This window comes from Sandaracinus amylolyticus (assembly GCF_000737325.1).
Classification (GTDB): domain Bacteria; phylum Myxococcota_A; class Polyangia; order Polyangiales; family Sandaracinaceae; genus Sandaracinus; species Sandaracinus amylolyticus.
In genome coordinates, this window is the sequence record NZ_CP011125.1 from 3,811,816 (window position 1) to 3,826,761 (window position 14,946).

The following is a 14,946-nucleotide window of genomic DNA, read 5'->3' on the forward strand; positions in this document are numbered from 1 at the left end:
GCGCGTGACGTACGAAGAGTCGCTGCGCTGGCTGTACGCGCTGCAGCCGCGCGGGATCCGACTGGAGCTCGATCGGATGCGCGCTGCGCTCGCGTTGCGCGGCGATCCGCATCGCGCGCTGCGCGTCGTGCACGTCGCGGGCACGAACGGGAAGGGCAGTGTCTGCGCGATGCTCGAGCGCGTGCTGCGCGCGTCGGGGCTGCGCACCGGGCTCTATACCTCGCCGCATCTGCACTCGTTTCGCGAGCGGATTCGCGTGGATGGGGAGCCCGTGTCGAGGGACGAGGTCGTGCGTCGGGCCTCCGAAATTCGAACCACGGTCGAAGCTCCGGACGCACCGCAGCTGACTTTTTTCGAGGTCACCACGCTGATCGCCCTCGAGGCGTTCCGCGAAGCCCGTTGCGACGTCGTCGTGCTCGAGGTCGGCCTCGGCGGACGTCTCGACGCGACGAACGTCATCGACGTGCCTCTCGCGACCGCGATCACCTCGATCGCGCTCGATCACCAGCAGTACCTCGGGTCGACGATCACCGAGATCGCGCGCGAGAAAGCCGGCATCGCGAAGCCCCGCGTGCCGCTCGTCCTCGGCCGCGTCGACGACGAAGCGCGCCGCGCGATCGAGGCCCACGCAACGAACGTGGGTGCCCCGATCGTACCCGCCGCGCGCGTCGACGACGCGCATCCCACGCCGCTCGCAGGTGCGTTCCAGCGCGACAACGTCGCCGTCGTCCTCGCGCTCGTCGACGTGTTGCGCGCGCGAGGCATCTCCATCGACCCCGTCGCCGTCCACGATGGCCTCCGCGCGACGCGCTGGCCCGGTCGCCTCGAGACGCTCGATGGATCGCCCGCCGTGATCGTCGACGCCGCGCACAACCCGCATGGATGCCGCGCGCTCGCCGCGCATCTCGCGTCGCTGCCGCGCACCGGCCCGCGTGTTCTCGTCTTCGGCGCGATGGCGGACAAGCCGTGGCGCGAGATGCTCGACATCCTTCGCCCGCAGGTCGACAAGTTCGTCGCCGTCGCCCCCGACATGCCGCGCGCAGAGCGCGCCGACGCGATCGCGAGCCACGCGCGCGCCGAGAGCGCGCCCACGATCCCCGCAGGCGTCGATCGCGCCCGGGCACGTGCCGGGACGGGCGGGCTCGTGATCGTCGCGGGCTCGATCTTCGTGCTCGCGGAGGCTCGCGCCCACGTCCTCGGCGTCGAGAACGAGCCCGCGATCCCGATGTGACCGGCCGCGCGAGTCCGCTGCTCGCGCCGTCCGTGCGTACCAGGAGTCGACCTCGATCGCACGCGTTCACGCGGTCGAGTTCGCGTCTTCCAATGAGAACCCGCGTTTCGCGCGGGACGTGGACCACCCGGTGTGCTCCTCGGCTGTCTCCGAGGCCGGGCGCCGACCCCACGATGCGGTTCGCGCGACCGATCAGAGTGGGCGCAGCGTGCCCGAGATGATCGCGCGTGGACCGCTCGCGGTCTCGAGCCGGAGCGCACCGCTCGGCTCCACGCCGATCAGCACGCCTTCGATCTCGTCACACCGCACGCGCTCGCCACGCATCGCGAGGCGCGCGTCGAGCGCCCGCACCACGGGCGCGGGACCGTCGGCGACGAAGCGATCGACCCACACCTCGATCGACCCGAGCAACGTCGCCAGCGCGCTCGCACGATCGATCTCCGGGCACGCCGCGTCCACCTCGCGCGACGCGCGGAGCACCGAGGTCGCGCTGCCCGCGAGCTCTTCCTCCCACGCGAGCCGGTTCACCCCGAGCCCGACGCCGATCACGATCGCGTCCATGCGCGCGCCGATCGAGCTCGCTTCGACCAGCACACCCGCCGTCTTCCTCCGCCCGACCCACACGTCGTTCGGCCACTTCACCCGCGGCTCGACCGCCGGCGCGAGCGCGCGCACCGCGTCCGCCACCCCGAGCCCCACCGCGAGCGTGAGCGGCGCGACCCGGTCGGGCGAGAGCGTCACCCGCTCGACGATCGACACATACAAATCCGTCCCCGAGGGCGACGACCACACGCGCCCGTGCGCGCCGCGACCGCGCGTCTGCGTGTCGGCGACCACCACGTGCCCGCGCGCCGCTCCGTTGCGCGCCGCCTCGCGCGCGTCGTCGTTCGTCGAGGCGGTGCTCGCGCGCACGTCGAGCGAGCGCCCGTAGGCGCGCGTCGTCAGCAGCGGTCGGATGCGTTCGGGGTCGAGGTCCTGCATTTCGCGAAGCACTTATCGAAGCGCTCAGCTCTCCCAGTCGAGCGCGAGATCGACCGCCGCCGCCGAGTGCGTGAGCCCGCCCGCCGAGATCACGTCGATGCCCGAGGCCGCGATCTTCGGGATGCGCTCCAGCGTGACGCCGCCCGAGACCTCGAGGATCGCGCGGCCCGCGACGAACGCGACCGCCTCGGCGAGCGTCGCGTCGTCGAAGTTGTCGAGCAGCACGACGTCGGCGCGCGCATCGATCGCCTCGCGCAGCTGCTCCATGCGATCGACCTCGCACTCGATGCGCGAGGTGTGCGGCGCCCACGCGCGCGCCCGCTCGATCGCCACGCGCACGCCGCCGCACGCCGCGATGTGGTTGTCCTTGATGAGCACCGCGCTCGAGAGATCGTCGCGGTGGTTGTGCCCGCCTCCGCACCGCACCGCGTAGCGCTCGAGCGCGCGCAGCCCCGGCGTGGTCTTGCGGGTGTCGGCGATGCGCGTCTTGCCGCCCGCGGGCAGCGCATCGACGAACTTGCGCGTCTTGGTCGCGACGCCGCTCATGCGCTGCACGAAGTTGAGCGCGACGCGCTCGCCCTCGAGGATCGACTGCGCCGGCCCGCGCAGCCGCGCCGCGACCGCGCCCTTCTCGAGGCGCGCCCCGTCGAGCGCGAGGATCTCGACGCGCACCTTCGGATCGACCGTGGCGAACACCTGCTCGAACACGAACGCGCCCGCGAGCACCAGCGGCTCGCGCGCGACGAGCGCGGCCGCGCCCTCGAGATCCACGGGCACGCACGCTTGGGTCGTGACGTCGCCGCGCCCGAGATCTTCGGCGAGCGCCCGCTCGACGAGGTCGCGCACGACGAACGCGGGAGGCGGAGCGGGACGCGGGGTCGGATCGTTCTTCATGTCCAGATCTCGATGGGCCAGCCGCGGCTCTTCGCGAGCGCGCGGAGGCGTGGGTCGGGGTTCACGATGCGCGGCTCGCCGACGCGCTCGAGCATCGGCAGGTCGCTGAGGCTGTCGGTGTAGAACGCGCTCGCGGCGAGATCGATCCCGTGCAGCGCCGACCACTCGAGCGCGCGCGTGACCTTGCCCGGGCCATAACAGAGCGCCTCGACGTCGCCGGTGAAGCAGCCGTCGTTCACGACGAGACGGCTCGAGATCACGTGATCGATCCCGAGCTCGTCCGCGAGCGGGCCCGCCACGTAAGGCGAGCTGCCGGTGAGGATCGCGACGACGTACCCGTCGCGATGGCGCCGCTCGACCTCGCTGCGCGCGCGCCCCGTCACGTGTGGCCGCACCGCGCTCGCGTACCACGCGCGGCATTCGTCCGCGAACGCGCGCTCCTCGAGCCCGGCGAGCGCGCGCGCCGCGTATCGGCTCACCGCGTCCGCGTCGACGACTCCGAGCGTGTACTGCAGCGACCACCAGCTCACGCGCAGCAGATCGCGGAGGCGCGTCTCACCGCGCGAGAACCTCCACGACGCGTAGAGCCGCCCCGTGTTCACGCGCACGAGCGTCTTGTCCATGTCGAAGAACGCGGCTCGCGTCTTCATGTCCACGGCCCCTCGGATGCCAGCGACGCGCCACGCGCCCTCATCCGAGCCACCCTCGCACGAGGATCTCCGCGAGCACGTTGCTCATCGCGTGGAAGAGGATCGCTGCTCCGATGCCTCCGCGCCACGCGCGCATCCACCCGAAGAGGAGCCCCGGGAAGAACACCGCGAGCTTCTGCGCGTAGGGCTCCGTCGCGAGGTGCACCAGCGCGAACAGCGCCGCCTGCGCGACGATGACGCCGACGTGCACGCGCGCACCGAGGATCGTCGTGCGCGGAGGAAACGCGTCGTGGAGGCGCGTTTGCACGTAGCCGCGGAAGAGCGCCTCTTCGGGCAGACCGACGAGCACGATCTGCGTGAGCGCGAACGACGCGAGATCGGGCGGCGGGCTCCACACGAACCCGCGGCTCGGCTGGTTCCAGAGATAGAAGCCCACCACGAACGGCGGGAAGACCACGAGCGCGACGAGCAGCGCGGCGCCCAGCTCGCGCAGCCCCGAGGGCGCGGCGTCCCGCACGGCGCGCGCGAGATCGAAGAGCCCGAACGGCCCGGCCGATCGGGTGGGGCGCTCGTCGGGCGGCGCTTCGAGCAGCCCCGCGAGATCGATGCCGAGCCGACGTGCGCCGCCGTGCTCGCGCCGCGCCGCCCACAGCGGCACCACGAGGAAGAGCGCGGCGATGCCGAGATGCGCGACATCGCGCAGCGGAGCGAGCGCGCGCAGCGCGCCGAGCGCGAACGTCAGCACGCACACGAGCGCGTACACGAGCGCAGCCTCGCGCAGCACCTCGTGCCGCTTGCGGCGCTCGTCGCCGTCGGTGCGCATCGCTTCCACGCGCTCGATCATCGTCGGTCGTCCGCGCGCGCGTCCATGATAGAGTCGCCCGCGATGGTCAATCACTCGCGCTTCCGGGCGCACGCCATCGCCGTCCTCCGCCGTTCGTTCGTCGTCCTCGCTGCGTGCGGTGCGATCGCGATGTCCACCCCGAGCGCGGTGGCCGCGCCGACCGAGCGCGTCGGGTCGGGCAGCGGCGGCGTCGGCCCGCTCCGCTTCGGCGAGGCGGCTCCGCCGATCGCGGCGCAGCGCCTGAGCGGCGGTGACGGAGTGTCGCTGGAGGATCTGCGCGGGCGCGTGATCGTCCTCGACTTCTGGGCGACCTGGTGCGGGCCGTGTCGCGCGATCATGCCGACGCTCGACGACATGCACCGTCGTCATCACGCGTCGGGCCTGACGGTGCTGGGGATCGCGCGCGAGTCCGAAGGCGCGCTGCGCGGGCATCTCGCGGAGCACCCGGTGGGCTACACCGTGGCGCGCGACGTGGGCGGCACGCTCTCGCGGTACGGCGTGCGCGCGATCCCGATGATGGTCGTGATCGATCGACACGGGCAGGTGCGCGACGTCGTCGTCGGCGTCGACGACGCGTCGATGGCGCGTCTCGACGGTCTCGTGCAGCGCCTCCTGGCCGAGCCCGCCCACTGAGCCCGGGCGCGTGCGCAGGACTCCGCGAAATGCGTCGTTGTCGCGCGCGGGCGCCGCGCTGATCGCGTCATTCGCGCTGTTCGCTTGTGATCGCTGCGGCGGATCGGGTGTCGCGGAGCTGCTCGGGCGCGACGGCACCGTGGAGCGGAGCACCGCGGCCGCGGCGACGACGTGGGAGATCGCGCCAGTCGGGCAGCGCTTCGAGCTCGGCGATGCCGTGCGCACCGGCGACGCGTCGACGGCGCAGCTGCGCGTCGGCGCGCGCGGCGGCGTGCGCATGCAGCCACGCACGGTGCTGCGCTTCCTCGGCGAGCGGCCCGAAGCGCCGTCGGCGGTGCGCCTCGAGACCGGCGAGGTCGAGCTCGACAGCGCCGAGGATCTCGTGTTCGAGACCGAGCGCGGCTCGGTCACGCTGCAGGCCGGCGCGCGGGTGCGCGCGCGAACCGGCGATGCCGCGCGCGTCGAGGTGATCGCGGGGCGCGTCGTGTTCGAGGAGGACGGTGTCGCGCGCACCGCGGAGGCCGGCGACGCCGTGGTGCTCGCGGTGGGCCGCGTCGTGTTCGAGGACGACTCCACGTTCGGCGCGCCGCCCGAGCCCGCCGTCGAGCCCACGCCGACCGAGGCCGTCGCAGCGGTCGAAGCGCCCGTCGCGGTCGAGGAGGCGGTCGAGGAGGACGAGCCGATCGAGGCGAGCGATCCGGGCACGCCCGGCGTGCAGGTCACTCCGTCGCCCGAGCGCGCGCACGTGACGATCCCCGCGGGTGAGTCGCCCGTCATCCACGACGCGTCGGCGCCCACCGCGGTGCGCATCGACTTCGGTGCTGCATGCCCGGGCCGCGGAATCGTCACGATCCGCGCAGGACGCAGGCCCGTTCGTTATGCAGGCGAGGGCGGCGCGATCGTCACGATCCCGACCGGGCGCGCGCGCTACGCGATCGACTGCGCCGAGGGGAACGATCCGCGCGGCGGCACGATCACGGTGCGCCGCGACGACGGCAGCAGCCGGCTCGATCCGGTCCCGCCTCGCAACGTCGTCGACACCGATGGTCGCACCTACGACGTGCTCTACCAGAACGCGCTCCCGATCCTCACCGTGCGATGGCGCGAGAGCGGCTCGGGCAACGCGCTGCTCCACGTCGCGAGCAACGGTCGCGAGCGCACGGTCGCGGCGTCGTCGGGGCGCGTCGAGCTGCGCTCGGGCGAGCTCTCGGAGGGCACGCACCGCCTCTGGTTCACGTCGTCGGGCCGCACCTCACCGCAGACCACGCTGCGCATCCGCTTCGACAACGCGGCGCCCGCGGCGAGCCTGCGCGAGCCGGGCCGCGCGGCGTCGCTCGCGCCCGGTCAGGCGGTGCGCGTCGCCGGCGTGGTGCTCGACGGATTCGAGGTGCGCGCCGAGGGCGAGCCGCTCGCGATCGACGCGCAGATGCGCTTCGCGGGTGAGGTGCGCGTGCCGACCACCACCGACGCGCTCGCCGTTCGCTTCTCCCATCCGCGCCGCGGAGTGCACTACTATCTGCGCCGCGTGGCCGCACGATGACGAGCGCTGGCGAACCGAAAGCGGTCGATCCGCTCCTCGGCCGCGTGGTGCTCGGCCGCTACCGCATCACGCGCGAGCTCGCGCGCGGCGGGATGGGCGCGATCTACCTCGCGCGCAGCGAGGGCGCGGCGAGCTTCGTGAAGCCCGTCGTCGTGAAGAGCATGCTCCCCGAGCTCGTCGGCGACGAGGCCGCGGCACGCATGTTCAAGCGCGAGGCGCGCATCATGTCGATGCTGCGCCACCCGGGCATCGTCTCGGTGTTCGACTTCGGTCGCGAGGAGCAGAGCTACCTGCTCGTCATGGACTACGTCCACGGGTTCCACCTCGGCCGCTGGGCGAGCTGGACGCTGCAGAAGCGCGGCGACGTCCCGGTCGTGCTCGCGGTGCAGATCGTCGTGCAGGTGCTCGAGGCGCTGCAGTACGCGCACACGCTGGTCGGCGAGGGCGGCGAGCCGCTGCGCATCGTGCATCGCGACGTGAGCCCGTCGAACGTGCTGCTCGACACCGACGGTCACGTGCGGCTCGCGGACTTCGGCATCGCGCAGAGCGGCGTCGACGCGCCGGATGTGAAGACCGCGACGCGCACGGTGAAGGGCAAGTTCTCGTACATGGCGCCCGAGATCCTCGAGGGCGCCGATCCTTCGCCGAGCAGCGACGCGTACGCGGCGGCGGTGGTGCTCCACGAGATCCTCGTGGGCCGCAACGAGTTCCGCACGTCGTCGCCCACCTCGACGGTGGGGCGCGTGCTCACGCACGTTCCATCGCGCCTCGACGAGGTGCGACCCGACTGCTCGCCGGAGCTCGCCGACGTCGTCGAGATCGCGCTGCTGAAGGACCCGCGCAAGCGCTACGAGAGCGCGGGGGACCTGCTCAAGGCGCTGCGCGGCGTGCGCGGGATGGCGGCCGAAGAGGCGAGCGCGCTGCTCACCGAGACGTTCGCGCGAGACTTCCGCGATCCGTCGCTGCCCGCGATGTTCGAGCTGCCGGAGCTCGATGATCTCGAGCGCGCGTGGCGCGCGCCGATGCCGACCGTGAGCTCGAGCCCGCCCGCACCACTGAGCATCGAGGGCGAGGGGAGCGAGCCGAGCCGACCGTCCGACGGCCCGACGCGCGGCGGGACGAAGACGCGGCCGCAGCAGCCGGCGCTGCCGGCGCCCGCTGCGCCGTCGCGCGCGGGGCTGTGGATCGGCGCGAGCGTCGCGATCGTGCTCGTGCTGGCGGGGATCGGTGCCGCGGCGTGGTGGAGCCAGCCGCCGCCCGCGCCCGACGTCGTGTACGTCGAGGCGTCGCCCGCCGGGATCGAGGGCGCGCCCGTCGAGACACCGACCGCCCCGACCGAGACCACGCCCCCGACCGAGACCACGCCGCCGACCGAGACCACGCCGCCGACCGAGGCGACGACGGCGCGCGAGACCACGCCGCCGACGGAGCGCCGTCGCGCGGTGCAGCGCGCCGAGCCGCCCGACGAGGCGGCGGCGATCCAGCGCGCCTTCGCGACCCACACCGCAGAGATCCGCCGCTGCTTCGCGAGCGCGCCCCCCGACGCGACCCACGAGCTCGTGCTGCGCTTCTCGATCGACACGTCGGGCAGCGTGCAGCGCGTCGAGCTCTCGCCCGCCGAGGTCGCGAGCACCGCGCCGGGGCAGTGCGTCATCCAGCGGGCGCGCGCGATTCGGTTCCCGTCGACGTCGACCCCGCGCTCGTTCCGTATCCCGATCGAGGTACGCTCGCGCTGAACCTGGGTCGTTTCCGCGTCCGGCCGGGCCTCGTTCGGGGACTTCGCGAAATCCTGAATCGATCCGCTCATCTACGCCGGTCGACCAGGGTGGTCGCGAGCGACGCGTGGGTCGTGCGGATCGGCGGCAGGGTGGTCGCGGTCGCGCGCGAGGGTGGCGCCGATCGACCGGAGGGTGGGCGCGCTCGCATCCGAGGGTCGGGGCAATCCGACTCGAGGGTGGGGCGCGAGCGCCCCGCGGAGCCCCGGAGTGGTCTCCCCGAGGGGCGCTGCTACCTTGCCGGCCTCCGACGATGAAGCGGTATCTCGTCCAGACCTTCGGCTGCCAGATGAACGTCCACGACTCGCGCCGGATCGAGGAGGTCCTCGCGCGCGCCGGATGGGAGCCGACGGACGAGGCCGCGCTCGCCAGCCTGGTCGTCTTCAACACGTGCAGCGTGCGCGAGAAGGCCGAGCACAAGCTGCTCAGCGTGCTCGGCACGATGCGCGGCCTGAAGCAGGCGAACCCCGATCTCGTGATCGCGGTCGCGGGCTGCGTCGCGCAGCAGGAGGGCGAGCGCCTCCTCACGCGCGCACCGATCATCGACGTCGTGATCGGCCCCGACAACATCCCCGAGCTCCCGGGGCTCGTCGCGCACGCCCACGACGGTGGGCCGCCGATCGCGCGCACCGTGTTCGACCTCGACGATCCGCGCTTCCTCGAGGCGATCCCGGCGCGCGCGGAATCGCCGCGCGAGGTGACCTCGTTCGTCACGGTGATGAAGGGCTGCGACGAGCGCTGCACGTTCTGCATCGTCCCGTACACGCGCGGCCCCGAGCGTTATCGCAGCGCGGACGCGATCGTCGCCGAGGTGCGCGGCATGGCCGACGCGGGCGTGCGCGAGGTGACGCTCCTCGGCCAGACCGTGAACTCGTGGTTCGAGCCGGGCACGGAAGAGAGCGCGCGCGAGTCGCAGTTCGCCGAGCTGCTCTCGCGCATCGCGCGCGAGGTGCCCTCGCTGGGCCGCCTCCGCTACACGTCGCCGCACCCGCGGCACGTCACCGACGCGCTGGTGCGCGCGCACGCGGAGCTCGACGTGCTCCCCGCGCACGTGCACCTGCCCGTGCAGTCGGGATCGAACCGCGTGCTCAAGCGCATGCTGCGCCGCTACACGCGCGAGCACTACGTCGCGCGCGCTCGCGCGCTTCAGGGCGCGCGGACTTCCTCGGGCAACCCGGCCCTCACGCTCTCGACCGATCTCATCGTCGGCTTCCCCGGCGAGACCGAGGAGGAGTTCCTCGAGACGCTCTCCCTCGTGCGCGAGATCGGCTTCGTCGCGGCGTTCGCGTTCAAGTACTCGCCGCGCCCGCACACGCCGGCGCTCAAGCTGGGCGACGACGTGACCGAGGAGCAGAAGGACGAGCGCCTCGCGCGCCTCCTCGAGGTCGTCGCGGAGCAGCAGCGCGCGCACCTCGCGTCGCTCGTCGGCACGCGCACCGACGTGCTCTTCGAGTCGCCCTCGCAGGAGAGCAAGAACGATCGCCCGCGCGATGGCGAAGCGCGCTGGAAGGGCCGCTCGAGCCGCCACGAGATCGTGCACTGCGACGTGCCCGAGGGCGTCGATCTCGCGGGCGCGATCCTTCCGGTGACCATCGAGCGCGCGAACGCGCACTCGCTCGTCGCGCGCGTCGACGTGGAGGTCGCGTCCCTGCCGCGTCGCGCGCCGAAGCCCGTGCCGCCGAAGAGCGCCGCGGCCGCCACGCGCATGCGCCTGCCGGTCGTCGGGCGCGCGCAGGGCCCGGCAAAATGAGCGTCACGCGCACGCGCATCGCGCTCGCGTGGCTGCCCGCCGTGCTCTACATGGCGCTCATCTGGGCGCTCTCGTCGATCGCGCTCCCCGAGCTGCCCATCGACTCGTTCCCGCTGCGCGACAAGGGCGTGCACATGATCGAGTACGCGGTGCTCGCGTTCCTCGTCGCGCACGCGTCGCTGCGCACCTGGCCCGATCGCTCGCGCGCACGCGTCGCCGCGGTCGCGGTGCTCGTGACGTGCGGGTGGGGCGTGCTCGACGAGATCCACCAAGCGTTCGTCCCGGGGCGCGCGACCGACGCGATCGATCTGCTCGCCGACGTGGTCGGTGCGATCGTCGGCTCGACCGCGCGCCTCGTCGTCTCGACCCTTCGCGCGTCGCAGCCCGCCCAGGAGAGCGCATGAGCCATCGAGGGCCCCTCTTCCCGTATCGCGGCGCGCGCCCGCGCGCGCACGAGACCTCGTTCGTCGCGCCGACCGCGAGCGTCATCGGCGACGTCACGATCGGCGCGAGCTCGTCGATCTGGTACGGCACGGTGCTGCGCGGCGACGTCGCGCCGATCCGCATCGGCGAGCAGACGTCGGTCCAGGACAACTCGGTCGTGCACGCGACCGGCGGATGGAGTGAGACGATCGTCGGCGATCGCTGCACCGTGGGTCACTCGGTGATCCTCCACGGCTGCATCGTCGGCAACGACGTGCTCGTCGGGATGGGCTCGATCGTGCTCGACACCGCGGAGATCGGCGACTGGGTCGTGCTCGGCGCCGGCTCGCTCGTCACCGCGCGCACGAAGATCCCGAGCGGCGTGCTCGCGATGGGCCGCCCCGCGAAGCCGGTGCGCGACCTGACCGACGAAGAGCGCGCGCGCATCACCGAGGCCGCCGCGCTCTACGTCGGATACTCGGCCGATCACCGTCGCTCGATCGACGAAGGCTGACGCTCGACGCGCTTCACACCGGGGCTCACGCGCGGCGTCGCGCCGAGCAGCTCCGCGACCGCGCGCCCGACTCCACGCGCCGACGCCGGGTTCTGCCCGGTCACCAGGCGCCCGTCGATCACGACGTGCTGCATGAACGGCAGCATCGCCTTCTCGAAGCGCGCGCCGCGCTCCTTCATCGACGTCTCGAGCAGGAACGGCACCTTGCCCGCCATCCCGCCCAGCGTCTCCTCGAAGTTCGAGTAACAGGTCGCGCGACGCCCTTCGAGCAGCGAGCGCCCCTGCGCGTCCTTGGGCTCCAGGAGCCCGGCGGGCCCGTGGCACACCGCCGCGACCACGCCGCCGGCGCGCCAGATCGCTTCCGTCGCGAGCACGAGCCCGGGATCCGACGGCAGATCCCAGAGCGCGCCGTGCCCGCCCGCGAAGAAGATCGCGTCGTAGCGCGACGGATCCACGTCGACGCTGCGCATGCTCTCCATCAATCGCTGTCGCTCGCCGGAGCGCACGAACGCGTCTTTGCTCTCGCCGGGCAGCAGCGCGCTCACCGGATCGATCGGCGGATCGCCGCCGCGCGGGCTCGCGTAGTCGACGTCGAGGCCGGCCTCGACCATCTCGTGCCAGAAGCCGCTGACCTCGCCGAGCCAGGCCCCGGTGGGACGTCGTCCCAGCGGCCCGAGGTGGCTCGTGACCGCGATGAGCACCCGTCGTCGTTCGCGCGCCATGCAGCGGATCATGGGCACGCCCGGCGCGCATCACACGTCGCGCTCGGGCACACTCGGGGCATGCGGCTCGTCGTGGTGCTGACCGTCGCGACGCTCTTCGCGCTGCCGTGCGTCGCACGGGCGCAGTGCACGCCGTCGTACGTCGCGAGCGACGATCTGCGATGGGCCTCGCCGAGCCAGCGCATGCTCGCGCACGTCGGGCGCGACGTGGAGCGCATGGAGCGCACCACGATGCGCGATGCGCCGGCGACACCGACCAGCACGTCGCGCGCGTCGCGCAGCGTCTACGCGGCGGAGGCGTGGCGCGAGACCGCGCGCTTCGCGAGCTCGCCCGCGCGCGCGATGTGGATCCGGCATCGCGCCGAGACCGACCTGCTCGAGCTCCTCGCCGAGCAGGAGAGCGAGCTCGCGCTCTTCACGCTCGCCGCGGTGCAGAGCGACGATGGACGCGTCCTCGCCGCCGAGCGCACGCTGGAGCGCATGCTCGCGCTCGCACCGCGCGGCGCGTTCGCGCCGTTCGCGTGGGCGCGGCTCGGCGATCATGCGCTCGATCGCGGTGACGCCATCACCGCGCTCGCGCACTACGGGCGCGCGCTCGCGACCGCGCCGGGCCTGCTGCGCGCGTACGTGCTCTATCGCCGCGCCTGGGCCTCACGAGCCCGCGGCGACGCGGACGCCGACGCACGCGACTTCGAGGGCGCCGCAGCGGCCGTGCGCAGCGCGCCGCAGACGCTCGACCGCGATCCGCTCGCACGCGCGATCGAGCGCGATCGCGCGCTCACGTGCCGCTGATCACTCGACCTTCAGGATCGCGTGGAAGGCTTCCTGCGGGATGTCGACGGATCCGACCGCCTTCATCCGCTTCTTTCCTTCCTTCTGCTTCTCGAGCAGCTTGCGCTTGCGCGAGATGTCACCGCCGTAGCACTTCGCGGTCACGTCCTTGCGCATCGCGCGCACCGTCTCGCGCGCGATGATCTTGCCGCCGATCGCGGCCTGGATCGCGACCTCGTACTGCTGGCGCGGCACGATCCCGCGCAGCTTCTCCGCGAGGCCACGCCCGAGCCACTGCGCCTTCTCGCGGTGCACGATCGCGCTCAGCGCGTCGACCTTGTCGCCGTTGATCAGCATGTCGACGCGCACCAGCGGCGACTCGCGATATCCGGCGAGCTCGTAGTCCATCGACGCGTAGCCCTTCGTCGCGCTCTTCAGCTTGTCGAAGAAGTCGAAGAGCACTTCGCCGAGCGGCAGCTCGTAGACGATGATCACGCGATCCTGCGACGCGTACTGGATCGCCTTCTGGACGCCGCGACGCTCCTCGCAGAGCTTCAGCACCGCGCCGACGTAGGTCGACGGCACGTGGATCGACACCTTGAAGTACGGCTCTTCGATGTGGTCGATCTTCACCGGGTCGGGCAGGCGCGACGGGTTCTCCACCGGCGTCATCGTCCCGTCGGTCAGGTGCACGTGATAGACGACGCTCGGCGCCGTCGTGATCAGGTCGAGGTCGTACTCGCGCTCGAGCCGCTCCTGGACGATGTCCATGTGCAGCATGCCGAGGAAGCCGCAGCGGAAGCCGAAGCCGAGCGCCTCGCTGGTCTCGGGCTCCCACGAGAGCGCGCTGTCGTTGAGCTGCAGCTTCTCGAGCGCCTCGCGCAGGTTCGGGTACTCGTTCGGCTCGGTCGGGAAGATGCCGCAGAAGACCATCGGCTTCACTTCGCGGAAGCCGGGCAGTCGCTCCGACGCCTGACGGCGCATCTCGGTGATCGTGTCGCCGACCTTGCAGTCGCGGACCGTCTTGATGCTCGCAGCGAAGAAACCGGCCTCGCCGGGCCCGAGCTCCGCGATCGACCGCGCGAACGGCGCGAACACGCCGAGCTCGGTGACCTCGTACTCGGCCTTCGTGGCCATCATCTTGATCTTCATCCCGGGGCGGATCGTCCCGTCCACCACGCGGATGAGCGCCATCGCGCCCCGGTACGCGTCGTACCAGCTGTCGACGAGCAGCGCGCGCAGCGGCGCGTCCTCGCCCGCCGTCTTCGGCGGCGGCACGCGCTTCACCACCGCCTCGAGGATCTCGCGCATGCCGATCCCCTCCTTGGCGCTGGCGGGGACGGCGTCGCTGCAGTCGAGCCCGATGACCTCTTCGACCTCGCGCTTCACGCGATCGATGTCGGCGCCGGGCAGGTCGATCTTGTTGAAGACCGGGATGATCTCGAGGTTGTTCTCGAGCGCGAGGTAGACGTTCGCGAGCGTCTGGGCCTCGACGCCCTGCGACGCGTCGACCACGAGCAGCGCGCCCTCGCACGCGGCGAGCGAGCGCGAGACCTCGTAGTTGAAGTCGACGTGCCCGGGCGTGTCGATCAGGTTGAGCTCGTAGTCGAGCCCGTCGTCCGCCTTGTAATTGAGGCGCACCGACTGCGCCTTGATCGTGATCCCGCGCTCGCGCTCCAGCTCCATGTTGTCGAGGAACTGGTCCTGCTTCTCACGATCGGAGAGCGCACCGGTGTACTCGAGCAGTCGATCGGCGAGCGTGCTCTTGCCGTGATCGATGTGCGCGATGATCGAGAAGTTGCGGATGCGCTCGACGGGGACGGGCATGGATGGCCGCAAGGTGTGGCTGCGAGTGGCGCTACTCGCAAGTGCCGCGCCTGCCGCGGGATGAGCTGGCTCAGCGCTTCTTGGGCGGCGAGTCGAGCGTCAGCTGGCCCGGGAGATTGTGCGAGTGCTTCTCCAGGACCATGTCGATGCCTTCGCGGATGTAGACCGCGACGGGCACCTTGGTGCGCTCGTGCAGCAGCTTGAGCCGCTCGTTCTGGTCGGGCGTGATGTAGATCGTCGTGCTTACTTTCTTGCGCGCCATTCGCCCGTCCGTTGTCATGAAGCTACATGGCACGCCACGTACGGTCAACGGGCGGTCCGGGGCTCGGTTGCGGGGGTAGGGGCCGCACGCGTATGCTCCGCGGCGAATGCGACCGATTCGCTTTGGGCG

15 protein-coding genes are annotated in these 14,946 nt (G+C 72.0%); 8 read left to right on the top strand and 7 right to left on the bottom strand.

Annotation, left to right across the window (positions count from 1 at the left end):
- Window positions 1-4: 4 nt before the first annotated feature.
- On the top strand, window positions 5-1,231 hold the full coding sequence (locus tag DB32_RS16240; protein ID WP_075097926.1) for a bifunctional folylpolyglutamate synthase/dihydrofolate synthase: 1,227 nt from the start codon (window positions 5-7) through the stop codon (window positions 1,229-1,231).
- Between the two features lie 192 nt (window positions 1,232-1,423).
- On the opposite strand, the gene DB32_RS16245 is transcribed toward DB32_RS16240, so the two are convergent.
- Genes DB32_RS16245 through mrtC form a run of 4 tightly spaced genes read right to left on the bottom strand, consistent with a single transcriptional unit; the run spans window position 1,424 to window position 4,600 of the window.
- Window positions 1,424-2,212, bottom strand: a complete 789-nt coding sequence (locus tag DB32_RS16245) for a biotin--[acetyl-CoA-carboxylase] ligase (RefSeq protein ID WP_053233373.1) — start codon at window positions 2,210-2,212, stop codon at window positions 1,424-1,426.
- A 24-nt stretch (window positions 2,213-2,236) separates the two neighbouring features.
- A complete protein-coding gene (nadC, locus tag DB32_RS16250; RefSeq protein ID WP_053233374.1) occupies window positions 2,237-3,106 on the bottom strand; it encodes a carboxylating nicotinate-nucleotide diphosphorylase in 870 nt (289 codons plus the stop codon).
- Window positions 3,103-3,756, bottom strand: coding sequence for an HAD family hydrolase (locus DB32_RS16255; protein ID WP_053233375.1), 654 nt, complete (start codon window positions 3,754-3,756; stop codon window positions 3,103-3,105). The genes nadC and DB32_RS16255 overlap by 4 nt, the downstream gene beginning before the upstream one ends.
- 40 nt (window positions 3,757-3,796) lie before the next feature.
- Window positions 3,797-4,600 (bottom strand): myxosortase MrtC, encoded by an 804-nt coding sequence (mrtC, locus tag DB32_RS46765; RefSeq protein ID WP_053233376.1) that lies wholly within the window; start codon window positions 4,598-4,600, stop codon window positions 3,797-3,799.
- Window positions 4,601-4,729: 129 nt separating this feature from the next.
- Here mrtC and DB32_RS46770 point away from each other — a divergent pair, with 129 nt between their 5' ends.
- The 6 genes from DB32_RS46770 (at window position 4,730) to DB32_RS16290 (ending at window position 11,235) form a co-directional block, all read left to right on the top strand.
- Window positions 4,730-5,233, top strand: coding sequence for a TlpA family protein disulfide reductase (locus DB32_RS46770; protein ID WP_169791462.1), 504 nt, complete (start codon window positions 4,730-4,732; stop codon window positions 5,231-5,233).
- 37 nt (window positions 5,234-5,270) lie between these two features.
- The gene (locus tag DB32_RS16270) at window positions 5,271-6,773 is read left to right on the top strand and encodes a FecR domain-containing protein (RefSeq protein WP_053233378.1); all 1,503 of its coding nucleotides are present in this window, start codon (window positions 5,271-5,273) and stop codon (window positions 6,771-6,773) included.
- The gene (locus DB32_RS16275; RefSeq protein ID WP_053233379.1) at window positions 6,770-8,509 is read left to right on the top strand and encodes a protein kinase domain-containing protein; all 1,740 of its coding nucleotides are present in this window, start codon (window positions 6,770-6,772) and stop codon (window positions 8,507-8,509) included. The genes DB32_RS16270 and DB32_RS16275 overlap by 4 nt, the downstream gene beginning before the upstream one ends.
- Window positions 8,510-8,801: 292 nt before the next feature.
- Window positions 8,802-10,298, top strand: a complete 1,497-nt coding sequence (gene miaB / locus DB32_RS16280) for a tRNA (N6-isopentenyl adenosine(37)-C2)-methylthiotransferase MiaB (protein WP_053233380.1) — start codon at window positions 8,802-8,804, stop codon at window positions 10,296-10,298.
- Window positions 10,295-10,702 (top strand): VanZ family protein, encoded by a 408-nt coding sequence (locus tag DB32_RS16285; RefSeq protein ID WP_053233381.1) that lies wholly within the window; start codon window positions 10,295-10,297, stop codon window positions 10,700-10,702. The genes miaB and DB32_RS16285 overlap by 4 nt, the downstream gene beginning before the upstream one ends.
- Window positions 10,699-11,235 carry a gamma carbonic anhydrase family protein gene (locus tag DB32_RS16290; protein WP_053233382.1) on the top strand — a complete coding sequence of 179 codons (537 nt, stop codon included), beginning with the start codon at window positions 10,699-10,701 and terminating at the stop codon, window positions 11,233-11,235. The genes DB32_RS16285 and DB32_RS16290 overlap by 4 nt, the downstream gene beginning before the upstream one ends.
- Here the strand turns inward: DB32_RS16290 and DB32_RS16295 are convergent.
- On the bottom strand, window positions 11,208-11,957 hold the full coding sequence (locus tag DB32_RS16295) for a type 1 glutamine amidotransferase domain-containing protein (protein WP_053233383.1): 750 nt from the start codon (window positions 11,955-11,957) through the stop codon (window positions 11,208-11,210). The genes DB32_RS16290 and DB32_RS16295 overlap by 28 nt on opposite strands.
- A 60-nt stretch (window positions 11,958-12,017) precedes the next feature.
- Between DB32_RS16295 and DB32_RS16300 the strand changes: the two genes are divergently transcribed.
- Window positions 12,018-12,749, top strand: coding sequence for a tetratricopeptide repeat protein (locus DB32_RS16300; protein WP_053233384.1), 732 nt, complete (start codon window positions 12,018-12,020; stop codon window positions 12,747-12,749).
- On the opposite strand, the gene lepA is transcribed toward DB32_RS16300, so the two are convergent.
- Both lepA and DB32_RS16310 read right to left on the bottom strand, forming a co-directional pair.
- Window positions 12,750-14,555 carry a translation elongation factor 4 gene (lepA, locus tag DB32_RS16305; RefSeq protein ID WP_053233385.1) on the bottom strand — a complete coding sequence of 602 codons (1,806 nt, stop codon included), beginning with the start codon at window positions 14,553-14,555 and terminating at the stop codon, window positions 12,750-12,752. It abuts the gene before it with no gap.
- 70 nt (window positions 14,556-14,625) lie between these two features.
- The gene (locus tag DB32_RS16310; RefSeq protein WP_053233386.1) at window positions 14,626-14,817 is read right to left on the bottom strand and encodes a ribbon-helix-helix domain-containing protein; all 192 of its coding nucleotides are present in this window, start codon (window positions 14,815-14,817) and stop codon (window positions 14,626-14,628) included.
- Between the last annotated feature and the right edge of the window lie 129 nt (window positions 14,818-14,946).

Excerpts from the sequence above, each read along its gene's own strand:
- DB32_RS16245 (WP_053233373.1), bottom strand. The coding sequence starts at position 2,212 with ATGCAGGACCTCGACCCCGAACGCATCCGACCGCTGCTGACGACGCGC.
- nadC (WP_053233374.1), bottom strand. The coding sequence starts at position 3,106 with ATGAAGAACGATCCGACCCCGCGTCCCGCTCCGCCTCCCGCGTTCGTC.
- DB32_RS16255 (WP_053233375.1), bottom strand. The coding sequence starts at position 3,756 with ATGAAGACGCGAGCCGCGTTCTTCGACATGGACAAGACGCTCGTGCGC.
- mrtC (WP_053233376.1), bottom strand. The coding sequence starts at position 4,600 with ATGATCGAGCGCGTGGAAGCGATGCGCACCGACGGCGACGAGCGCCGC.
- DB32_RS46770 (WP_169791462.1), top strand. The coding sequence starts at position 4,730 with ATGTCCACCCCGAGCGCGGTGGCCGCGCCGACCGAGCGCGTCGGGTCG.
- DB32_RS16275 (WP_053233379.1), top strand. The coding sequence starts at position 6,770 with ATGACGAGCGCTGGCGAACCGAAAGCGGTCGATCCGCTCCTCGGCCGC.
- miaB (WP_053233380.1), top strand. The coding sequence starts at position 8,802 with ATGAAGCGGTATCTCGTCCAGACCTTCGGCTGCCAGATGAACGTCCAC.
- DB32_RS16285 (WP_053233381.1), top strand. The coding sequence starts at position 10,295 with ATGAGCGTCACGCGCACGCGCATCGCGCTCGCGTGGCTGCCCGCCGTG.
- DB32_RS16290 (WP_053233382.1), top strand. The coding sequence starts at position 10,699 with ATGAGCCATCGAGGGCCCCTCTTCCCGTATCGCGGCGCGCGCCCGCGC.
- DB32_RS16295 (WP_053233383.1), bottom strand. The coding sequence starts at position 11,957 with ATGGCGCGCGAACGACGACGGGTGCTCATCGCGGTCACGAGCCACCTC.
- DB32_RS16300 (WP_053233384.1), top strand. The coding sequence starts at position 12,018 with ATGCGGCTCGTCGTGGTGCTGACCGTCGCGACGCTCTTCGCGCTGCCG.
- lepA (WP_053233385.1), bottom strand. The coding sequence starts at position 14,555 with ATGCCCGTCCCCGTCGAGCGCATCCGCAACTTCTCGATCATCGCGCAC.
- DB32_RS16310 (WP_053233386.1), bottom strand. The coding sequence starts at position 14,817 with ATGGCGCGCAAGAAAGTAAGCACGACGATCTACATCACGCCCGACCAG.